Origin of the sequence: Phaeobacter sp. CECT 5382, assembly GCF_001457775.1 — a bacterium.
Taxonomy (GTDB): domain Bacteria; phylum Pseudomonadota; class Alphaproteobacteria; order Rhodobacterales; family Rhodobacteraceae; genus Pseudophaeobacter.
In genome coordinates this window covers 110,517-128,777 of record NZ_CYSG01000010.1, presented here as the reverse complement: position 1 = coordinate 128,777, position 18,261 = coordinate 110,517, and the positions used below count along the sequence as shown (strand labels likewise).

Sequence of the window (18,261 nt, the reverse complement as noted above, 5' to 3'; positions counted from 1 at the left end):
TCTCGCACGGTTCCGCCTATATAGGTGGCAAGGCGCGCGGGGTCAAAAGCGGAAACAGCGGATATGTGCCGCCAAAGGGGGAAATTTCCCCCACTGTGAACCGCAAATCAACCCGCCTGCCCTTCTGAGGGTATCACCTCGGCAGAAACCAACCTGCGACAGTGTCGCCAGCAACAACTATCTGCGGCTATTGCCGCACCAGCGCGCGCTGTGCTTCGTCACGGATCCGCCATTCTATCAGCCCCTGCAGAATGCCACGCGCCGTCTGGGCACGCCAGTCGGGATCCTGCAGATTTGCCAGATCACGGGCGCTGGACAGAAAGCCGATTTCCAGCAAAACCGAAGGGATATCAGCAGATTTCAACACCGAAAACCCGGCCGATCTCAACGGCTTTCGGTTGACAGGACCGCCTTGTGATTTGAGCCCTTTGACCAGCGCCGCAGCCAGGGTTTCGCTGCGCGGCTGGGTCTCCTGGCGCGCCAGATCCAGCATCACCCCGGCGACCAGATCATCCGCCTCGCTCAGGTCACTTCCCGAGAGCAGATCACTGCGATCATGACGCTCGGCCAGGCTCGCTGAGGCCGCATCCGAGGCCTCCTGGGAGAGGGTATAGACGGTGGAGCCATGCGCATGCCCCTGCGTAAGTGAATCTGCGTGCAGCGATATGAACAGATCCGCCCCGGCCTGATGCGCCAGCGCCGTGCGTCGCTCCAGAGATACAAAATAGTCGCCATCACGGGTCACCTGGACCGCAAACTGACCTGACCGCACCAGGACTTCACCCAGTTCCAGCGCGAACTGCAGCATCAGATCTTTTTCCTCAATACCGCCTTCTGCCTTGGCACCCGGATCGATGCCGCCATGGCCGGGGTCAAGCACCACCAAAAGGGGAGAATTGTCATCGCGCGGCACAGGAGAGGCCAGCGGCTCGGGTGTGGGCAGGTCCCAGCGCGCATCCTGCGGCGCACCAGAAGATCTTTCAAAACTCTCCAGATCCGTCGCGTGCAGGGAAATATTCAGCTGCGCCGCTGCCGTGACCGGATCGACCTCCATCTGAGCCGATGCCACCTGCATCGGAGCGGCGAGTTGCAGCACCATCCGGGACCATCCCGGAACATAGGTGCCAAACTGGGCGCTCAGTATATTCTTGCCCTTGTCAAATGCCTCCGCTTTCAGACCGGTCCAGTCGACCTCCTGAAAATCCAGAACCAGACGGGGCGGCTCCTTCAAGGTGAAGAGGCGAAAGGGCACCCCCTGGCTGAGCCCGAGGCTCAGATCCGTTCCTTTGCGGTGATCTTCGATCCGGCTGCGGCTGGCATCCACCCGCGCCAAACCGCTGAACTCCTGCGCCCCGGCAGCGCCGCCCAAAACAACGCTCGCAGCGAGAAAAAGCCCGGTCGCGACCCCATGCAATCTGCTCATTTCAACCTTGCCTTTGCTCTTTGCCTGGAACGTTCTTTGCCTGCGACGCTCTTTGCCTGAAACACGTCTAGCACATCCGCACCGTTGAACTTCAGTCTAAACAGTGCCTGCAGGGCAAGCCAGCACCCTATTCAAACCTTTGTAGGTGCTGGCGAAATTCAGCCGCGCGCCGCTATGAACGCCGTCAAGCGAGAAAGCCCTTCTGTGATGTCTTCCGTTGAACGCGCATAGGAAAACCGCAGCGTTGTTGCACCGCGCAACGGATCAAAATCGAGCCCAGGAGTCACAGCGACACCGGCCCCATCCAGGATTTCTGCGGCAAGGCGGCGACTGTCCGTCGTCAGATTCGACACATCAGCATAGATATAGAAAGCCCCGTCGGGGGGCGCAATCTTGTCAAAACCGGCCTTTGGCAAGCCCTCCATCATCAGCTGGCGATTGCGGGCATAGACCGCAAGGTTCTCGCGCATCTCATCCTGGCAATCCAGCGCCGCAAGAGCCGCGACCTGACTGACATGCGGCGCGCAGATGAACATATTCTGGGCCAGACGCTCAATCACCCGCACGTGGTCTTCTGGCACGACCATCCAGCCCGCACGCCAGCCGGTCATGGAAAAGAACTTTGAAAAGGAGTTGATTACATAACAGTCATCCGTCAACTCCAGCGCGGTGACCGCTTTGGCCTCATACTCCAACCCGTGATAGATCTCATCCGAGATAAAGGCGGCACCCTGGTCCTGAGTGGCCGCAATCAGATCCCCCATCGCCGCATGGTCCAGCATGGTGCCCGTCGGGTTATTGGGGGATGCTACCATCAGACCCGCCAGATCCAGACCGGACAGATCGGTCGGCACCGGCTGCAGGCGGTTTTCTGCGGCGGTTTCGATGTCCACCGGGGTCAATCCCAATGCCTTGAGGATCTGACGATAGGACGGATAACCGGGGGCTCCGATTCCGACCCGATCACCACTGTCAAACAACGCCGTAAAGCTGAGCAGAAAGGCGCCGGAGGAGCCCGGTGTCACCACCACGCGCTCAGGGTTGAGATCGACGTCGTACCATTCACCATACAGCTTTGCGATGCGCTGGCGCAGGGCTGGCAGACCGAGGGCCACCGTATAGCCCAAGCTGTTGTTTTCAAGCGCATCTGCTACAGCATTACGGGCAGCTTGAGGGGCGCCTGTTGAAGGTTGCCCCACTTCCATGTGAATGATCTGGCGCCCGCTCTCTTCGGCCTGACGGGCCGATTCCATCACATCCATCACAATGAAGGGATCGACGTTTGACCTGCTTGAGTTTCGCATGCTGATCTCCCATGGTACGCATATGACTATTGACCGATTTTCCCGACTGATGTCGATCCCGGCGCTGGTGTTTTGCATGCTTGTCTATGCGGCCACAAGCCTGCAAGCTGCTTCAATCAGCCTTTTGCGAGATGCCGATATCGAACAGGGATTGTCACGGCTGGCAGCTCCGGTCCTGCGCGCAGCTGGGCTGAACGCAAAACGCGTTCGGATCCTGCTGGTGGATGACCCCAGTTTCAACGCTTTTGTGATCGATAGCCGGACCATCTTTGTGCACTATGGCCTGATCCTGAAAGTAAAGAATGCCGATATGCTGCAGGCGGTGATTGCCCATGAGGCCGCGCATATCACCAATGGCCACCTGGCGCGGCGCATGCAAAACATGCGATCGGCCGGCAATGCAGCAGGGCTGGGGCTTGCTCTGGCTGTGCTGGCAGCAGCGGCAGGTGGCGGTAATGAGGCGGCAGCCGGGATTGCTATTGGCACGCAAAGCTCCGCACTGCGCGGCTTTCTCTCGCATACCCGCGCCGAAGAATCTTCGGCGGACCGTTCTGCTGCGGGCTATCTCAACCAAGCTGGCATCAGCCCCAAGGGGCTGGTTGAGTTGCATCGCGCCTTTGCCGGGCAGGAGGTTCTGAGCCGCACTAACCAGGACCCCTATATGCGCTCACACCCGATGAGCCGGGACCGGATGCGCGCCGCCGAGGCCTATCTTGCCCGCTATGGCGACACCAGCAAGCCCAACCCGCAGGGCGACTATTGGTTTGCGCGGCTACAAGGCAAGCTGTCGGCCTTCACCCGGTCGCCCAAATGGACGATGCGCCGCGCCAAGGAAGAAAGCCACAAAGACATCCGCCTGATGCGCGAAGCCATCGCACACCACCGCCGCCGGGATCTGAAAAAGGCGCTGACGGCCATCAATGGTGCCTTGGCGATCCGCCCTCAGGATGCGTTTTACCACGAATTGAAAGGCCAGATCCTGATGGAGAACCGCCGCTGGGGAGCAGCCAAATCCAGCTACGGACGCGCCGTTCAGCTAGCGCCATCAGATTCTCTGGTGCTTGCTGGGTACGGGCGGGCGCAACTGGCCGCCGGGGAACCCAAGGCGGCCCTGCGGACGATGGAAAAATCAAGAAATCTGGATTTTCGCAACGCCTTGCTGTTGCGGGATATGTCCCAGGCCTATGCCAAGACCGGTCAAACCGGTATGGCGGCGCTGGTGACTGCCGAACGCTACGCCCTTGCCGGGCGGCTGAATGATGCCGGGCTGCACGCGAAACGCGCCAGCGCCCTTTTGCCACGTGGTTCCGCCACCTGGCGTCGGGCACAGGATGTGCTTGTGGCCTTTGAACAGAGTGAGAAAAGGAAAAGAAGATGAGACGTCTTTCACGTATGACGGCACGCATGGTTGCCCGTACGATGGCAGGGGCCGCAACAGCCGTGGCGCTTGTGACCACCACCCTGCCCGCGCAGGCTTTTGATTTCACCGAGATGACCAAGGTGGAACGCGCCGCCTTTGGCGCCGAAATCCGCAGCTATCTGCTGGAAAACCCGGAGCTGATCCTCGAGGCCGTAAGCCTGCTGGAACAACGTCAGCAAGCAGATGAGGCAACCCGTGATGAGGCCATGGTCGCAGCCAATCTGGAAGAGCTGCACAATGACGGCTATTCCTGGGTAGGCGGCAACCCCGACGGCGATATCACGCTGGTCGAATTCATGGACTACCGTTGTGGCTATTGCCGCAAGGCGGCACCGGAAGTTGCCAAATTGCTTGCAGCAGACGGAAACATCCGTCTGATCGTCAAGGAATTCCCCATCCTGGGTGAGGCCTCGGTTCTGGCGTCACGTTTTGCGGTGGCCACCCGGCAGCTGGCCGGAGGCGATGCCTACTATCAGGTACATGACGCACTGGTCGCCCTGAGTGGCGAGCCCAATGAAGTGACTCTGCGCCGCTTGGCCGAGGGCCTGTCGCTGGATGCAGATGCGATTTTGGCGCAGATGGATACAGAGGCTGTCACCGAAGAGCTGCGCCGCACCCGTGCCCTGGCTCAGAACATGGCGATTTCCGGCACACCGACCTTCGTTCTGGGTGATCAGCTGTTGCGCGGCTACCTGCCCGCTGACCAGCTGAAGGCACTGGTCGACGAGCAACGCGCCGAAAACAGCTGACCCTCAACCGCACCCGTTGCCTGTTTCAGGTCACGGCCTGTCTCTTGAAACAGGACCGGAACAAAAAATGGCACGCCAGAGATTTTCTGGCGTGCCATTTTTGTGTCTAGATGACAGGTATTTACTTACTCAGCCGCCTCTGCTGCGGCATCGATCTCGGCGGCTTTTTTCTCCACCTCTTCGACGATGTGATCCACCATGGCAGCGTTGCTCATCTTGTGGCTGGCCTTACCTGCCAGATAGACCATGCCCGACCCGGCACCACCGCCGGTAAAGCCGACATCCGTCATCAGCGCTTCGCCAGGACCATTCACCACGCAGCCAATGATCGACAGGCTGAGCGGTGTATGAATATGGGCCAGACGCTCTTCGAGCGCCTCAACAGTTTTGATCACATCAAACCCCTGCCGCGCGCAAGACGGACAGGAGATGATATTAACACCGCGATGGCGCAGACCAAGGGATTTGAGGATCTCAAAGCCGACCTTCACCTCTTCGACTGGGTCCGCCGAAAGGCTGACCCGCAGGGTGTCACCAATGCCCATCCACAGCAGCTGACCCAGACCAATGGCGGATTTGATGGTGCCCGAGACAAAGCCCCCCGCCTCGGTCACGCCAATATGAATAGGCGCATCGGTGGCATCAGCCAGTTGCTGATAGGCGGCGGCGGTCATGAAGACATCAGAAGCCTTGAGGGAGATCTTGAAGTTGTGAAAATCATGGTCTTCGAGGATCCTGATATGATCAAGACCGCTTTCGACCATGGCTGCCGGACAGGGCTCGCCGTATTTGTCCAGCAGGTGCTTTTCCAGCGAACCTGCGTTGACCCCAATACGGATGGCGCAGTCATGATCGCGGGCAGCTTTTATGACCTCCGCCACGCGCTTTTCGTCACCGATATTGCCCGGATTGATTCGCAGACAGGCGGCACCGGCCTCGGCGGCTTCGATACCGCGTTTGTAGTGGAAATGGATATCCGCCACGATGGGGACCGGGCTTTCCGCCACGATCTCTTTCAGCGCCCTGGAGGAGGCTTCATCCGGGACAGAGACCCGCACCAGATCAGCGCCAGCCTCGGCAGCGGCCTGAACCTGCGCGATGGTGCCCGCGACATCGGTGGTCAGCGTATTGGTCATGGTCTGCACCGCAATCGGCGCATCCCCCCCGATGGGCACTTTGCCAACATGGATCTGGCGGCTTTTGCGCCGTTCGATATTGCGCCAGGGGCGAATGTGGTTCATCGACATAAAAGCTAGTCCCGGTTGATCCGCTGTATCCGTTCTGCCTGTTAGATACGGGCTGATGCGCCCTGCTGCAATGGGCAGCACAGACGCAGTTCCCAGATCGTCCGCGAAATTTTTCGAAGATCATGCCGTCAGGAAGCACTCGAGACCGGTCTAAAACAGATTAGTCAGAAGCAGGCTCTGCCTGAAGAGCCGCAACCATGGTCGCCAATGCACTGTTTTTCACGTCAGACAGGTCCGCAACGGCAAACCGTTCCAACACGCCATCGACGGACAGATCGACATTCTTGCTCACCTGTCCGCGATTTCCAACTGGGCCATAGTGGCCGCCGTTGAGAGCAAAATAGATTGCGCCGCTTTCGCCAGTACGCAATTTTGGAGCTTCTTCAGTGAGCGGCACCGAAAAGCTATCCCCGGCATTCATAATGGCCTCGTAGATCACGGAACCGTCGGCCGCAGTGACCTGCACCCAAGATGGGCGCACAGCAACCATTTCAACACCGGGAGCAATGTCTTCCACGACCTGCGGCACCACAGTGGCGTCCGGCAGGCTGGCCTCGGCCAGAATCAGGCTTGGCAGCTCTGGCACCGCAAAATTTCCAAGGCTGCGCGGATCCAGGCTGGCGATGGGCGCGTCGCGGGCGGTCAGTACAGGCACCTCAAGCGCCTGCGGCCGATACAGACGATCCAGCGCCTCGGCTGCCGGGTCTTCTGTGTTGCCCTGCGCCAGAGCGCTGCGGCTGGCCCCATTCAGGGGATCCACATCCGCCAGAACCAGCGGGGTCTGTTCAACCGGTGCAAATTGCACCTGCTGCACTTCTTTCAGAATGCTCCACCCGCCATAGCCAATGCCACCAATCAACGCCACCAGCACAGCCAAAGATCCAATCGCACGGGGTTCAATCTGGCTGAAAATACCGGCCGCTGCCGGGGCAAAAGGGGTCGTCGGGGTGGTAAAGGCCCCACTGCCGAGCCCCATCCCCGAAGAGATCGGTGCAACCACCGCCTTGCGAGAGGAGGCTTCGGCGGACATGCCGTGGGCCACGATGAACCCGCTTTCACGGCAGAATGTTTCAAACGCCGTATCCGGATCCATATTCAGATAGCGGGCATAAGACCGAACATAGCCGGCGATAAAGCCAGGTGTATCAAAAACAGAAGGGTCGGAATTTTCGATGGCAGCGACATAGGATGCCTTGATGCGTAGTTCGCGTTGCACATCCAGCAGGGATTTCCCCATGGTGGCCCGCTCACCGCGCATCATATCCCCGAGACGCAGTTCAAAATCATCAAAGCTTTTCGGAGCAGAAATATCCTCGTGCTCCGACGATCTGCGCAAAGTGAGGCGCCTAATCATGCCCGCTGTCCCATCTTAGCCTGCCGTAGTCGACATCTATGGCGCTAAACGAATCACCCCAGCGATTCCCCCGCACCTTTTCATTGATGAAAACATAACACACTCAACTGATTTGAACACAGATCTGTGTTTTAACCAGCGAGTTCGGCACGATTCAGCGCACAATGCGACCAGAGATTGTCCATTGCCTGCACCAGATGATCAATTTCTTGTGGCCCATGCACTGGCGACGGGGTGAACCGCAGCCGTTCGGTTCCGCGCGGCACTGTTGGGTAGTTGATCGGCTGTACATAGAGGCCAAATTCTGACAGCAGCATATCGCTCAGCTTTTTGGTATGAACCGGATCACCTACAATAACAGGCACGATATGGCTGCCATGATCAATGATCGGCAGCCCCAGCCCTTTGAGCCGCAGTTTCAGCGCCTTGGCCAGCTCCTGGTGCTTTTCGCGCAGCTCCGGGTGGTCCTTGAGATAGGCCACCGAGGCTGCCGCCCCAGCCGCAACCGCAGGCGACAGTGAGGTGGTAAAGATGAAGCCCGGTGCATAGGAACGGATGGCATCACACATCTTTGGCGAAGCGGCAATATAGCCACCCATCACCCCATAGGCTTTGGCAAGGGTGCCGTTGATAATATCAATACGTTGAGCAAGGTTGTCACGCTCGGTAACGCCACCGCCACGCGGACCATAAAGGCCTACCGCGTGCACCTCATCGATATAGGTCAGCGCGCCGAATTCATCCGCCAGATCGCAGATTTCCTCGATCGGGCCAAAATCGCCATCCATGGAGTAGACTGATTCAAAGGCAATCAGCTTAGGTGCGGCAGGATCATCCGCCGCCAACAACTCGCGCAGATGGGCCACATCGTTGTGGCGGAACACCCGCTTGGCACCACCATTGCGACGCACGCCTTCGATCATCGACGCATGGTTCAACGCATCGGAATAAATGATCAGGCCGGGAAACAGTTTGGGCAGCGTCGAAAGCGTCGCATCATTGGCAATATAGGCTGAGGTGAACAAAAGCGCCGCTTCTTTGCCGTGCAGATCCGCAAGCTCCGCCTCTAGGCGTTTGTGATAGACCGTGGTGCCCGAGATATTGCGGGTGCCACCGGAGCCAGCACCTGTCGCGTCAATCGCTTCGTGCATGGCTTGCAGCACAACCGGGTTCTGCCCCATGCCAAGATAGTCGTTGCCACACCAAACGGTGATGTCCTGCGTGGTGCCATCTGGCCGGGTCCAGACCGCATGGGGAAACTGGCCATTCTTGCGTTCGATATCAATAAACGTACGATAGCGCCCCTCATCGTGCAGACGTTCGATGGCAGCATCAAGTTTCGCGGTATAGTCCACAGGCTTCTCCATAGCTATCTGAGGCGCTTTGCGTGGCAGCGCAGGCTGTGTCTTTGGTGCAGTTGCGAGCGGCAAGTCCCATTCACATTCATGAATGAGTAACAAATGCGCGCCCTCACTTCAACCGGATACGCTTCGCTGCCCGCCACAACTTTGATGCAGATCAAATAGACCTATAGCGGACGGGCGGCAAGGAGCCCTGCGCCCAGTTTGCCCACCTTTGCGTCATGAGGGCTGCGACAAATCCGGCAAATGCCGCGCATTGGAAACACAATACCGGTCTTTTGCCCGTCTCTTGCCAGCCTGTTGGAAGCCCCTCCCTGCGATGCCCCCCCCCGAGAACCAGCATCCGGCAGGGTCAACATGGCGCAGGTCTCGGGATTTGAGTACATTTCGAGCGCATGAAGGCCCCTGGTCGAGCGCATGAAGGCCCCTGGGAAAATCAGCATAGTGTCGCCCCCTTTCTCCTTTTACGCGATTTGGCCAGAGCAGTATCTGGCACCTCATAAAGACCGCTGCTAGGGTCGCGGCTATCTCGACCAATTCAACCTCAAAACAACTGCCGGAGCCCCCAATGTCACTAAATGACGTACTTGAACGGATTGACACTGACCTTGATGCCGCCACTCAACGGCTGCTGGAACTTTTGCGCATTCAGTCCATCTCTACCGACCCCGCCTTCAAGGCTGACTGCGACAAGGCCGCAGACTGGCTGGTGGCTGATCTGAACACCATCGGCATCAAGGCCGAAAAACGCCCCACCCCGGGTCACCCCATGGTGGTGGGCCATATCGGTGAAGAAAACACCGACGCTCCGCATGTGCTGTTTTACGGCCACTACGATGTGCAGCCCGTTGATCCGCTGAACCTGTGGAAAACGCCTCCGTTTGAGCCGCAGCTGGAAGAAACCGACAATGGTACTGTCATCCGGGGACGCGGATCCTCTGATGACAAGGGCCAGCTGATGACCTTCGTCGAAGCCTGTCGCGCCTGGAAAGCCATTCACGGCTCCCTCCCCTGCCGCATCACCTTCTTCTTTGAAGGCGAAGAGGAGAGCGGTTCTCCCTCGTTGGTGCCTTTCATGGAAGAACACGCGGCAGAGCTGAAGGCCGATTTTGCCCTGATCTGTGATACCTCGATGGTATCGCGCGGCGTTCCCTCGATTGCCTCGCAGCTGCGCGGCATGCTGAAGGATGAGTTCACCCTGGTTGGGCCGCGCATCGATCTGCACTCGGGCCATTATGGCGGCCCCGGCCTGAACCCGCTGCGCGAGATGTCACGCATCATCGCTTCCTTTTATAACGAAGACACCGGTGCCGTGGCCGTCGACGGTTTTTATGACGGTGTGCACAAAGTGCCTGCAGAGCTGCTACGCCAGTGGGAAGCTTCGGGGTTTGACGCCAAGGACTACCTCGACAACGCAGGCTACACTCAGGCCCATGGCGAAAAGGACTATTCCATCCTGGAGCAGCAATGGGCCCGCCCGACGCTGGAAATCAACGGCATCTGGGGCGGCTACAATGGTGCCGGCTCCAAAACCGTGATCCCTTCAGAGGCGCATTGCAAGATCACCTGCCGCCTTGTCGGTGACATGGATCCCGATGCGCTGCGTGACAATCTGCGCGAACACGTGGAAGCGCAGCTGAAGCCCGACTGCAAAGTCATCTGGGACAATGACCTGGAAGGCTCCAAAGCTTCGGTGATGGATATTTCACGCCCCGAGTTTGAGGCGGCGCGCGGCGCGCTCAGTGACGAATGGAACCGTGAGGCCGTATTCTGCGGCATGGGTGGGTCGATCCCCATTGCCGGCTTCTTCAAATCCATTCTGGGCATGGAATCAATGCTCGTCGGCTACGCCAATGACGATGATGCGATCCACTCCCCCAATGAGAAATACGACCTGAAGAGCTTTCACAAAGGGATGCGTTCGTGGGCGCGCATTCTGGACGCTCTTACAAAGTAAAGGGTCAAGCGCGTGATCGGCCGGGGGAGGAGCTCTCTCCCTGCCGGGTTAATTTCCGGCCAAATCAATTTCCAGCCTAGTCATTTTCCAGCCAGGCCAGCTCTCCTCTGGGCCACGGCACTTTCGGCCACGGTACTGTTCAGCAGCATATCACAAAACTGCACCTGCCCGCCTCTCTTGCCCGCCTCCCCTGTCTGCTCCGCACCACGACATCAAAGACAAAGGCTGTCTGCCCTCTTTGCCCCGTTCTTGGCCGACATTACGCTTTGCCTGGGCATGTTTTTTGCCGAATTATCGCCATCGCTTTCGGTCTTTAAGAGTTGTTTATCCCAAATTTGCAATACTGCGGCCAGTTGTGTGGTTTTGTGAATGGAGATGAGTGATGGCACAAAGCAAATTCAAGCGGCCAGCCGGTTTTGAAGGTACCCAAAGTGATCCGGAAGAAAGCTACCGCGCCGGTTATCAGCACGGGGTGCGCGTCATGATGCGATTTCTCGAAGCAGAAAAAACGCCGGACATGGAGCGCCTCGCAGCCTGGATCAATTCAGACCTGACGGAATGGCGCCACGACACCGCTGCCGACCCGGTCCCCCCTGCCCCATAGGTCACTACAAGTCGCCCTACAGTCCGCTCAGCACGACGAGACAGACGACAGCACGTCATGGCGCTGAACCCACGTTCCTGATCAAAGCCTGCCCCTAACAGACCGGCCTTGCACCGGCCGATCTTTCATTGGCCGGTCTTTCATTGGCCGGTCTTTCATTGATTGCCTTGCAGGGACTGTTTTGCAACGGCAGGCTTTAAGTCAGGTAAACAAATACGCAGAACCATAGCCGCTTTAGGACCATGACTACCCCGCTGCCTTGCGTCCAAAAAACAAAGGTCGTGCGAGACTATTGGTCGAAAATTGCCCTGGCTGTTATTGTCTGCCGTCAATTGGCTGCCTTCAACTATCAAGGCATGCAAATCAGAACGTACTCTGCGAAACAAAGCTCTGCGGAAAAAATACTTGGAAAATCATGCATTTTGAAGAAATTGGCAGAATGAAAAGTGGCGCGGTTGACGGGGCTCGAACCCGCGACCCCCGGCGTGACAGGCCGGTACTCTAACCAGCTGAGCTACAACCGCGCATTTTCTTTTGTGTGGCTTTCACCACCTCCCCCATCCGGAGCGGCCTCATCCGAGGCGGAATTTGGTCATGCCCAAATCAGGCAGACAGCGGTGGCGCGGTTGACGGGGCTCGAACCCGCGACCCCCGGCGTGACAGGCCGGTACTCTAACCAACTGAGCTACAACCGCCCGCTGCCCATCCAACGTCGCCGCTGAATGTTGGGCTGTAATATTCCTAGGGCTCGGGGATCGTCAAGCGGTGTTTTGGCATTTTCTATACTTTGGCCAAAAAAAATCCCCGAAAAGGACTAAGCATTTGAAATTTCAGGTTTCAAAGGGGCTCTTCACGATCCACGCAGCACTACCGCTTTGACCCGTATTCTACATATCCTATGGCATAGCCGATGGTCCCGGCCTGGCAGAACCTATCCTGAAGCAAACCTGACCCAAATTGAGGAATCTCCAGTTGCGGCTCTGACACAGACCATGACACCGGTTTCCCGAACTAGGCAACAAATGGCATCAAACCCAAGGGGCGGCTCGTTACAATCCGCGAGCCTCTAGTTCTGCTGCGCGCAGCGGAAAGACTTGCAACTGTCCGAATGCTCCCCGGCTGACATCTGCATCTATGCCGTACATGAGCCGCAAGTTTTCAGGCGTCAAAACATGCTCGGCCAATCCTGCTGTTACCCGCTGGCCGTCCTGAAGTCCGATCAGTCGGTCGGCAAACTGTGCCGCAAGGTTCAGGTCATGCATGGCGAGCCCGATGACTGTTCCCTGTTTACGGGCATGCTGCTGGAGACGCTCCAGAACCAGCAATTGATGACGCAGATCCAGCGCTGCTGTTGGCTCGTCCAGTAAGAGAACTCTGGGCTGCCGAAATATCGCCTGTGACAGATAGACCAACTGACGTTGCCCACCGCTGATTTCATCCAAACGCCGCCTGTGCAAAGACGTCAGCCCAAACACCGACAAAGCAGACATGGCCTCGTCGACAAGAGATGCAGGAAGACGCATCCCCAATGAGCCCAGCTTTCCTAAAAGCACGACTTCAAGCACGGTCAGAGACGACGCCGCACTGGTGTCTTGCGGCATATAAGCGATGTGGCGACGGCGGTCGGCCAAAGACATCTCCGCGTCATCAAGATGCAGATGCCCAGTCGATGGGATCAACCCGGCAACAGCTTTGAGCAGAGTAGACTTTCCCGCGCCATTACACCCAATGAGAGCCGTCAGCTGCCCGGTGGGCCATTGATCACTCAGCGAACGAAGCACCGAGGTGGTCCCGTAGGCCACATTTAGATCTTGAAACGATAAACTCACCAATGCCTCCGTTGGCCACGCAGTATGAGAAAGAAAAGAAAGGGCACCCCAATCAAAGCCGTCACAATGCCGATCGGGATTACGCCACCTGGCGAGACCAGCTTGGACAGAACGGACGCGCCCGTCATGGTGATGGCGCCCATCAGCGCAGACATCGGCAGTAAAAGCCGCTGATCTTCGCCCACCAGCATACGCGCGATATGCGGGGCAACCAGACCAATAAAGCCGATGGTCCCGACAAAGGCGACAGCGCCCGCCGTCAGCAAAACGACCAGGCCAAACAGTTTGATCCGCAAGGCCTGCACATCGACACCGATGGCCGCAGCGCGGGCATCCCCAAGGCGCAGTGCGGTAAGCTGCCAGAGATTGGGCAACACGGCCAGGCTGCACAGGGTAAAGATCACCGCAACAATCGGCACGTTCATCCAACTTGCCTTCAGCAGGGAACCAAACAGCCAGAACACAATGGATTGCAGCACTTCAGGGGAGGCCATGTATTGCACCAGAGACTGTGCTGACTGGAACAAAAACAAGGTAGCAATGCCTGCCAGCACCATGATTTCTGGGCTCATCCCGCGCATGCGGGCAAAAGCAAAGACCACTGCCGCAGCTGCGGCACACATGACAAAGGCGGCCAGCGGGATTGTGAGCCAGGGCACCAGTGGCAAGGACACCCCCGTCAGAATGGCCAATGCGGCGCCAAAACCGGCAGCTGCGGAAAAGCCCAAAGTATAGGGACTTGCCAGGGGGTTTCCCAGAACGGTCTGCATATGCACCCCCGCCGTGCCCAGCGACATCCCGACCAGAATGGCCATACAGGTCATCGGCAGGCGGATATCGAATATGATCACCCGTGTCAGCGCGTCTGCCTGCGCTGGAGTGAACAAAGTACGCAGCACATCAGCTACGGATAGCATGGCAGGACCAGTCAGAATGTCAGCCACAACCAGACCGCAGAGCAGCACAATCGTGGCGCCAAGCCGGATCATCCTGCGCGCAACCAATGCAGGATAACTGTTTGGAGCCGAGGTGCTGTCAGGGGCAGCAGATGCCGCCCCTGACGTTTGTGGTTTCGACGCGCCGGAAAGGCTTGCCATCAGTCGCCTGCGCCGGGCAGTTGCGTCATATAGGTGCCCTGAAATTTGACCGGCATATAGGTCGCAAAGAAACGATCCAGTGCGGCTTGCGGATCAACATCGGCAAAAGCCTCAGGATACATGGCTTTGGCGAGGAACTGCAAAAAGGCGTAGTCATAAAGCGTGCGATTGCCGCCATGATAGATGCCATAAATCTGGCCGTTCTTTACCGCATCGAGGCTTTCCCAGCCGGGACGCCCCAGATAGGCCTGCATCCGTTCATGGGTCAGTGCCGTGTCTACGCCAGGGCCCATAACAACGGCTTCATCGCGGCCTGCCCAGCCGGAGCCGGCCAGCAAAATGACCTGCGGGTTCTGCGTCAGCACATACTCCGGGCTCAGTTTGCCCCAGTTGCTGATCTGACCGTTGGCGATGTTGTTGGCTTTGAGCTGATCAATGACGCTGCCCCATTGGGTACCGGAGTATGAGTTATCAACCGTATCGCGGCCTTTGCGCGCCAGTTCTACGTAGACTTTGGGAGCCGCGCCTTCAGGCAACGCAGCCAGACGCTTTTCAACATCGGCGACTGCGGCGGCATATTCACCAGCCAGAGTATCTGCGCGCTCTTCGGCGCCAATGATTTGTCCCAGAATCTGCGTGGATTGCACGTGTTTTTCGACGGTCTGCGCATTGTAATCGAGCACAACAACGGGAATGCCTGCGGCTTCGATCCGGTCTGCGACGTCCCCCAAAGCCTTGTATTGCCAGGATGCCAACAACGCGACATCGGGTTTTGCAGCAACGGCAGCCTCTAGCGAAAAGGTGCCGGAATCGACTTCGCCCACGTCAGCGAGTTCTTCCAAACGCGGGAGTGCGGCGGCGTAGGTCTGCCATTGCAGATTGCGCCAGCCGGCCCAGGTGTCTTTGGAAATGGCGACAACGCGATCATAGCCCTCGGGGCCCGCTACGGCCATGAAGTCCTCGAAATAGAACCCCAGCAGAATACGCTGCGGATCTTCCGGAATCTCGACCACACGGTTCATCGTGTCGGTGATGGTAATGTTTTCAGCCCAGGCTGGCAGGGCGAAGCTAGCCGCAAAAGCGGCGGCGGCAAAGCCGCGTGAAAGTGTATTGAACATTGTTTTTCCTTTGGTTCACACAAGGTCCGTAACCACGCCCGAAGGAGCGGTTCGAATTTCAGTCAGGTGTTGTGAAAACTCAAAGAACGGGCGGCGCGCGGCTCTGAAATCCTGCGACGAGACGCAGCGGGGTGTGCCTGGTCGGCGGGGCAGACAGCAAGAGCTGAAAACCGGGCTTATGAAGAACCCAGTTTACGTTTGTGCGGTCCGTTGTATCGGCAAACACGCCAAAGGACTGGCACCAATCACAGCCACCGCCAACCATGGGTTCGACGGGTTCACCGGTTTCAAGATCGATCATGATCTGCTGAACACCAAAGGGCGAGCAGATCTCGATTTGCGTGGCCGTCGCCGGCGTACCGACCATGATACCAGACATGGAGAACTGCACGAACAGCCAGGTCAGCGCCGGAAGAATCATTCCGATCTTATGACGTAGGGACTGCTGCACGTTTTCTCCGGTTCATTGCTGGAACGCCGCCTTATTCGCACGTTCGTCTCTGGCATTCAACAGACTGAATATGGGCGTCAAATACGCAGCACGGCTTGTGATCAAAACAAGCCTCGGCTCCAAAAGACAGCTCAGCCCTTCCGAAAACCCATCTCGCTTGTGGCCCCCTCGCGTTTTGGCGTCCAAGGCTGTGAATACGGTGAACAGATTGAAGCAGCCCATTGCTGGCGTTTTGGCCAAGAGATTTGAGCAGGCAAAAGATGTGACCTGCAATCCCTGCTCAGTGTTTAGGTACGCCACTGCGGGCATGTTCGAATTCAAAAACTCTGTAGCAAAAATTCTGTAGCACATGAGGCGCCAACCGTAGCAATTTTAGGAATTACCCATTTTTTCAACACGAAATATTAACGGAAAATGAGCGAATTCCCCACAATACTAGTCAGGTGCGTATCGTGTTGAAAGGTCAAAGCGGTGAAGAGAAAAGGCGAAGGCCTGAATAGTATTCCGGTACGATTTGGCTTGATGGGCGCCTTGACTGGAGCCCTCGCGATTTTTGGTCTTTTGCAGGTTATCGAGACCGGTCTTGCGGGCTGGAAGCTCACCCTGAGCATCGGGCTTTCTGTCCTGATGCCCGCGTTGATTACCTTTCTCGCGGCTAAAAAACTGACCTCTCAAATTCTGGCCCTGCGTCGCAGCACAGAGGCTCTCGTTGCCGGAGACTTCAACACCCCCGTGAACGTCGACTGCGCCTGTGAAGTCGGCGGCCTTGCCGATAGTTTCAGCAAGATGGCAAAGCGTTTGAACAACAATATCCTTCGGATGAACGTCCTTGCCTACGCCGATGACGTTACCGGCCTCCCCAACCGTGCGGTCGTCTTCCACCTTCTCGACCAGCTTGCAAAAACGCCTGGCATCGCCTCATTCTCAGTCCTGTTCATAGATCTTGATGGCTTCAAACGGATCAACGACATGCATGGGCATGAGGTTGGGGATGAGCTTTTACGCCGCAGCAGCGGCCGTATCGCCGAAGCGCTTGGAAAGCGCCTGGAAGATCTGGAAACCTGCATGACCACGATGGGAGAACTGTGTAACGAGCCACCGCGTGATACGGTTCTCGCTCGCTTCTCTGGCGACGAGTTTGTCGCCCTTCTTCCGCAATCCTCCGGAAACGCCGAAGAACTTGCTGCAGCCATTCTGACCAGTCTTGAGCAGCCTTTTGAGATTGACGGTGCCGAAGTCCATGTTGGCGCCAGCATCGGCCTTGCCCGCTATCCCAAAGATGCCAACACGCCGGAAGATCTGCTCAATATGGCAGATCTGGCAATGTATGAGGCCAAACGTACAGGCCGTGGCCGGGTGGTTTGCGTAACCTCCGTCCTGCGATCACAATGGCAGGATCGGAGAGACGTCGAGAACGCCCTCAGACACGCAATCGAAAACGATGAGATCTGTCTTGCCTTCCAGCCTCGTTTTGCCACGCCCGATCTGACTTGCAACGCTGTAGAAGCCCTTGCACGCTGGAACCACCCTACCCGAGGACCGATTTCTCCCGCAATTTTCATTCCCATTGCAGAGCAGGCAGGCCTGATGCCACTGCTTGGGGCCGTTGTTTTCGAACAGGCTGTCCGGCAATGTCGCGCATGGCAGGACCAAGGCCATTCAATAAGTGTTTCGGTCAATGTGTCTCCAGCTGAATTTACCGATCCGAATCTGGTACGACGCCTTCTTGGTGTGTTGGAAAAATACGAAGTTCACCCCGATCTGATCGAGGTTGAAATTACCGAAACCATGGCAATGGGTGATTTTGAGACGACACAGGAACAGATGATGGCCCTTCGGCAGGCTGGTCTCAAAATAGCCATTGACGATTTTGGAACTGGCTACTCGAACCTTTCGCAATTGTCGCGCCTTCCGTACACGTCGATGAAACTGGACCGGTCTCTCGTCATAGATGTTTCAAGTCGTCCACGTAGTTTGGAAATCGTGCGCGCCGTTGCGGCGATGGCTAAAACACTTGGCCATACAATCATTATTGAGGGGATCGAAACGCGTGAGCAATATGAGGCCCTTTCGACGATCAGCATCGACGAAGTTCAGGGCTTCCTGTTCTCAAACCCCTTGCAACCAGATGCAATTCCGGCTCTCGTTACCCTCTCCAAAGCCACCACGTCGCCCCTTCAAACAGGTACGGTCTGAACGAAAATATCATCCAACGGGATTCTTCTTTGAAATTCTGAGACACCTTCAGATCGGTGCTTGGGGCAGACGCAAACAATCTTCAGCATATGCCCCAAAGGTTCTTTGGACAACGATCTCGCGCTACGGGCTCATAACAGCGCCTGCCCCG

14 protein-coding genes and 2 tRNA genes are annotated in these 18,261 nt (G+C 57.3%); 5 read left to right on the top strand and 11 right to left on the bottom strand.

What is annotated here, in order from left to right; genetic code table 11:
- Window positions 1–187 precede the first annotated feature (187 nt).
- On the bottom strand, window positions 188–1,423 hold the full coding sequence (locus PH5382_RS12415; protein ID WP_058334700.1) for an N-acetylmuramoyl-L-alanine amidase: 1,236 nt from the start codon (window positions 1,421–1,423) through the stop codon (window positions 188–190).
- A gap of 158 nt (window positions 1,424–1,581) precedes the next feature.
- On the bottom strand, window positions 1,582–2,727 hold the full coding sequence (locus PH5382_RS12410; protein ID WP_058334699.1) for a pyridoxal phosphate-dependent aminotransferase: 1,146 nt from the start codon (window positions 2,725–2,727) through the stop codon (window positions 1,582–1,584).
- Between PH5382_RS12410 and PH5382_RS12405 the strand changes: the two genes are divergently transcribed.
- The gene (locus PH5382_RS12405; RefSeq protein WP_058334698.1) at window positions 2,726–4,105 is read left to right on the top strand and encodes a M48 family metalloprotease; all 1,380 of its coding nucleotides are present in this window, start codon (window positions 2,726–2,728) and stop codon (window positions 4,103–4,105) included. The two genes, PH5382_RS12410 and PH5382_RS12405, sit on opposite strands and share 2 nt — an antisense overlap.
- A gap of 41 nt (window positions 4,106–4,146) precedes the next feature.
- Window positions 4,147–4,896 carry a DsbA family protein gene (locus tag PH5382_RS12400; protein WP_231751870.1) on the top strand — a complete coding sequence of 250 codons (750 nt, stop codon included), beginning with the start codon at window positions 4,147–4,149 and terminating at the stop codon, window positions 4,894–4,896.
- Between the two features lie 125 nt (window positions 4,897–5,021).
- Here the strand turns inward: PH5382_RS12400 and ispG are convergent, their stop codons facing one another.
- The 3 genes from ispG to hemA form a co-directional block, all read right to left on the bottom strand.
- Window positions 5,022–6,143, bottom strand: a complete 1,122-nt coding sequence (gene ispG, locus PH5382_RS12395; protein ID WP_058334697.1) for a flavodoxin-dependent (E)-4-hydroxy-3-methylbut-2-enyl-diphosphate synthase — start codon at window positions 6,141–6,143, stop codon at window positions 5,022–5,024.
- A 160-nt stretch (window positions 6,144–6,303) separates the two neighbouring features.
- Window positions 6,304–7,497 (bottom strand): helix-turn-helix domain-containing protein, encoded by a 1,194-nt coding sequence (locus PH5382_RS12390; protein WP_058334696.1) that lies wholly within the window; start codon window positions 7,495–7,497, stop codon window positions 6,304–6,306.
- 131 nt (window positions 7,498–7,628) lie between these two features.
- The gene (gene hemA / locus PH5382_RS12385; protein ID WP_058334741.1) at window positions 7,629–8,852 is read right to left on the bottom strand and encodes a 5-aminolevulinate synthase; all 1,224 of its coding nucleotides are present in this window, start codon (window positions 8,850–8,852) and stop codon (window positions 7,629–7,631) included.
- Window positions 8,853–9,426: 574 nt separating this feature from the next.
- Between hemA and PH5382_RS12375 the strand changes: the two genes are divergently transcribed.
- A complete protein-coding gene (locus PH5382_RS12375; protein WP_058334694.1) occupies window positions 9,427–10,815 on the top strand; it encodes a M20/M25/M40 family metallo-hydrolase in 1,389 nt (462 codons plus the stop codon).
- 382 nt (window positions 10,816–11,197) lie between these two features.
- The gene (locus PH5382_RS12370) at window positions 11,198–11,419 is read left to right on the top strand and encodes a hypothetical protein (protein WP_058334693.1); all 222 of its coding nucleotides are present in this window, start codon (window positions 11,198–11,200) and stop codon (window positions 11,417–11,419) included.
- 447 nt (window positions 11,420–11,866) lie between these two features.
- On the opposite strand, the gene PH5382_RS12365 is transcribed toward PH5382_RS12370, so the two are convergent.
- The 6 genes from PH5382_RS12365 to PH5382_RS12340 form a co-directional block, all read right to left on the bottom strand.
- Window positions 11,867–11,943 (bottom strand) — tRNA-Asp (locus PH5382_RS12365).
- A gap of 94 nt (window positions 11,944–12,037) precedes the next feature.
- Window positions 12,038–12,114, bottom strand: a tRNA-Asp gene (locus PH5382_RS12360).
- 354 nt (window positions 12,115–12,468) lie between these two features.
- Complete coding sequence (locus PH5382_RS12355) at window positions 12,469–13,248, bottom strand: ABC transporter ATP-binding protein (RefSeq protein WP_058334692.1); 780 nt, start codon at window positions 13,246–13,248, stop codon at window positions 12,469–12,471.
- Complete coding sequence (locus PH5382_RS12350) at window positions 13,245–14,345, bottom strand: FecCD family ABC transporter permease (protein ID WP_058334691.1); 1,101 nt, start codon at window positions 14,343–14,345, stop codon at window positions 13,245–13,247. The genes PH5382_RS12355 and PH5382_RS12350 overlap by 4 nt, the downstream gene beginning before the upstream one ends.
- A complete protein-coding gene (locus PH5382_RS12345) occupies window positions 14,345–15,463 on the bottom strand; it encodes an ABC transporter substrate-binding protein (RefSeq protein WP_058334690.1) in 1,119 nt (372 codons plus the stop codon). Before PH5382_RS12345 ends, PH5382_RS12350 begins: the two co-directional genes overlap by 1 nt.
- Before the next feature lie 79 nt (window positions 15,464–15,542).
- Window positions 15,543–15,914 carry a hypothetical protein gene (locus PH5382_RS12340; protein ID WP_156414900.1) on the bottom strand — a complete coding sequence of 124 codons (372 nt, stop codon included), beginning with the start codon at window positions 15,912–15,914 and terminating at the stop codon, window positions 15,543–15,545.
- A 561-nt stretch (window positions 15,915–16,475) separates the two neighbouring features.
- Between PH5382_RS12340 and PH5382_RS12330 the strand changes: the two genes are divergently transcribed.
- Entirely contained in the window at window positions 16,476–18,110 is a 1,635-nt protein-coding gene (locus PH5382_RS12330; protein WP_231751867.1) for a putative bifunctional diguanylate cyclase/phosphodiesterase, read from the top strand.
- Window positions 18,111–18,261 lie beyond the last annotated feature (151 nt).

Bases quoted from the DNA above. Each gene is read 5' to 3' on its own strand.
- PH5382_RS12415 (WP_058334700.1), bottom strand. From the start codon at position 1,423: ATGAGCAGATTGCATGGGGTCGCGACCGGGCTTTTTCTCGCTGCGAGC.
- PH5382_RS12405 (WP_058334698.1), top strand. From the start codon at position 2,726: ATGCTGATCTCCCATGGTACGCATATGACTATTGACCGATTTTCCCGA.
- PH5382_RS12410 (WP_058334699.1), bottom strand. From the start codon at position 2,727: ATGCGAAACTCAAGCAGGTCAAACGTCGATCCCTTCATTGTGATGGAT.
- PH5382_RS12400 (WP_231751870.1), top strand. From the start codon at position 4,147: ATGGCAGGGGCCGCAACAGCCGTGGCGCTTGTGACCACCACCCTGCCC.
- ispG (WP_058334697.1), bottom strand. From the start codon at position 6,143: ATGTCGATGAACCACATTCGCCCCTGGCGCAATATCGAACGGCGCAAA.
- PH5382_RS12390 (WP_058334696.1), bottom strand. From the start codon at position 7,497: ATGATTAGGCGCCTCACTTTGCGCAGATCGTCGGAGCACGAGGATATT.
- PH5382_RS12375 (WP_058334694.1), top strand. From the start codon at position 9,427: ATGTCACTAAATGACGTACTTGAACGGATTGACACTGACCTTGATGCC.
- PH5382_RS12370 (WP_058334693.1), top strand. From the start codon at position 11,198: ATGGCACAAAGCAAATTCAAGCGGCCAGCCGGTTTTGAAGGTACCCAA.
- PH5382_RS12350 (WP_058334691.1), bottom strand. From the start codon at position 14,345: ATGGCAAGCCTTTCCGGCGCGTCGAAACCACAAACGTCAGGGGCGGCA.
- PH5382_RS12345 (WP_058334690.1), bottom strand. From the start codon at position 15,463: ATGTTCAATACACTTTCACGCGGCTTTGCCGCCGCCGCTTTTGCGGCT.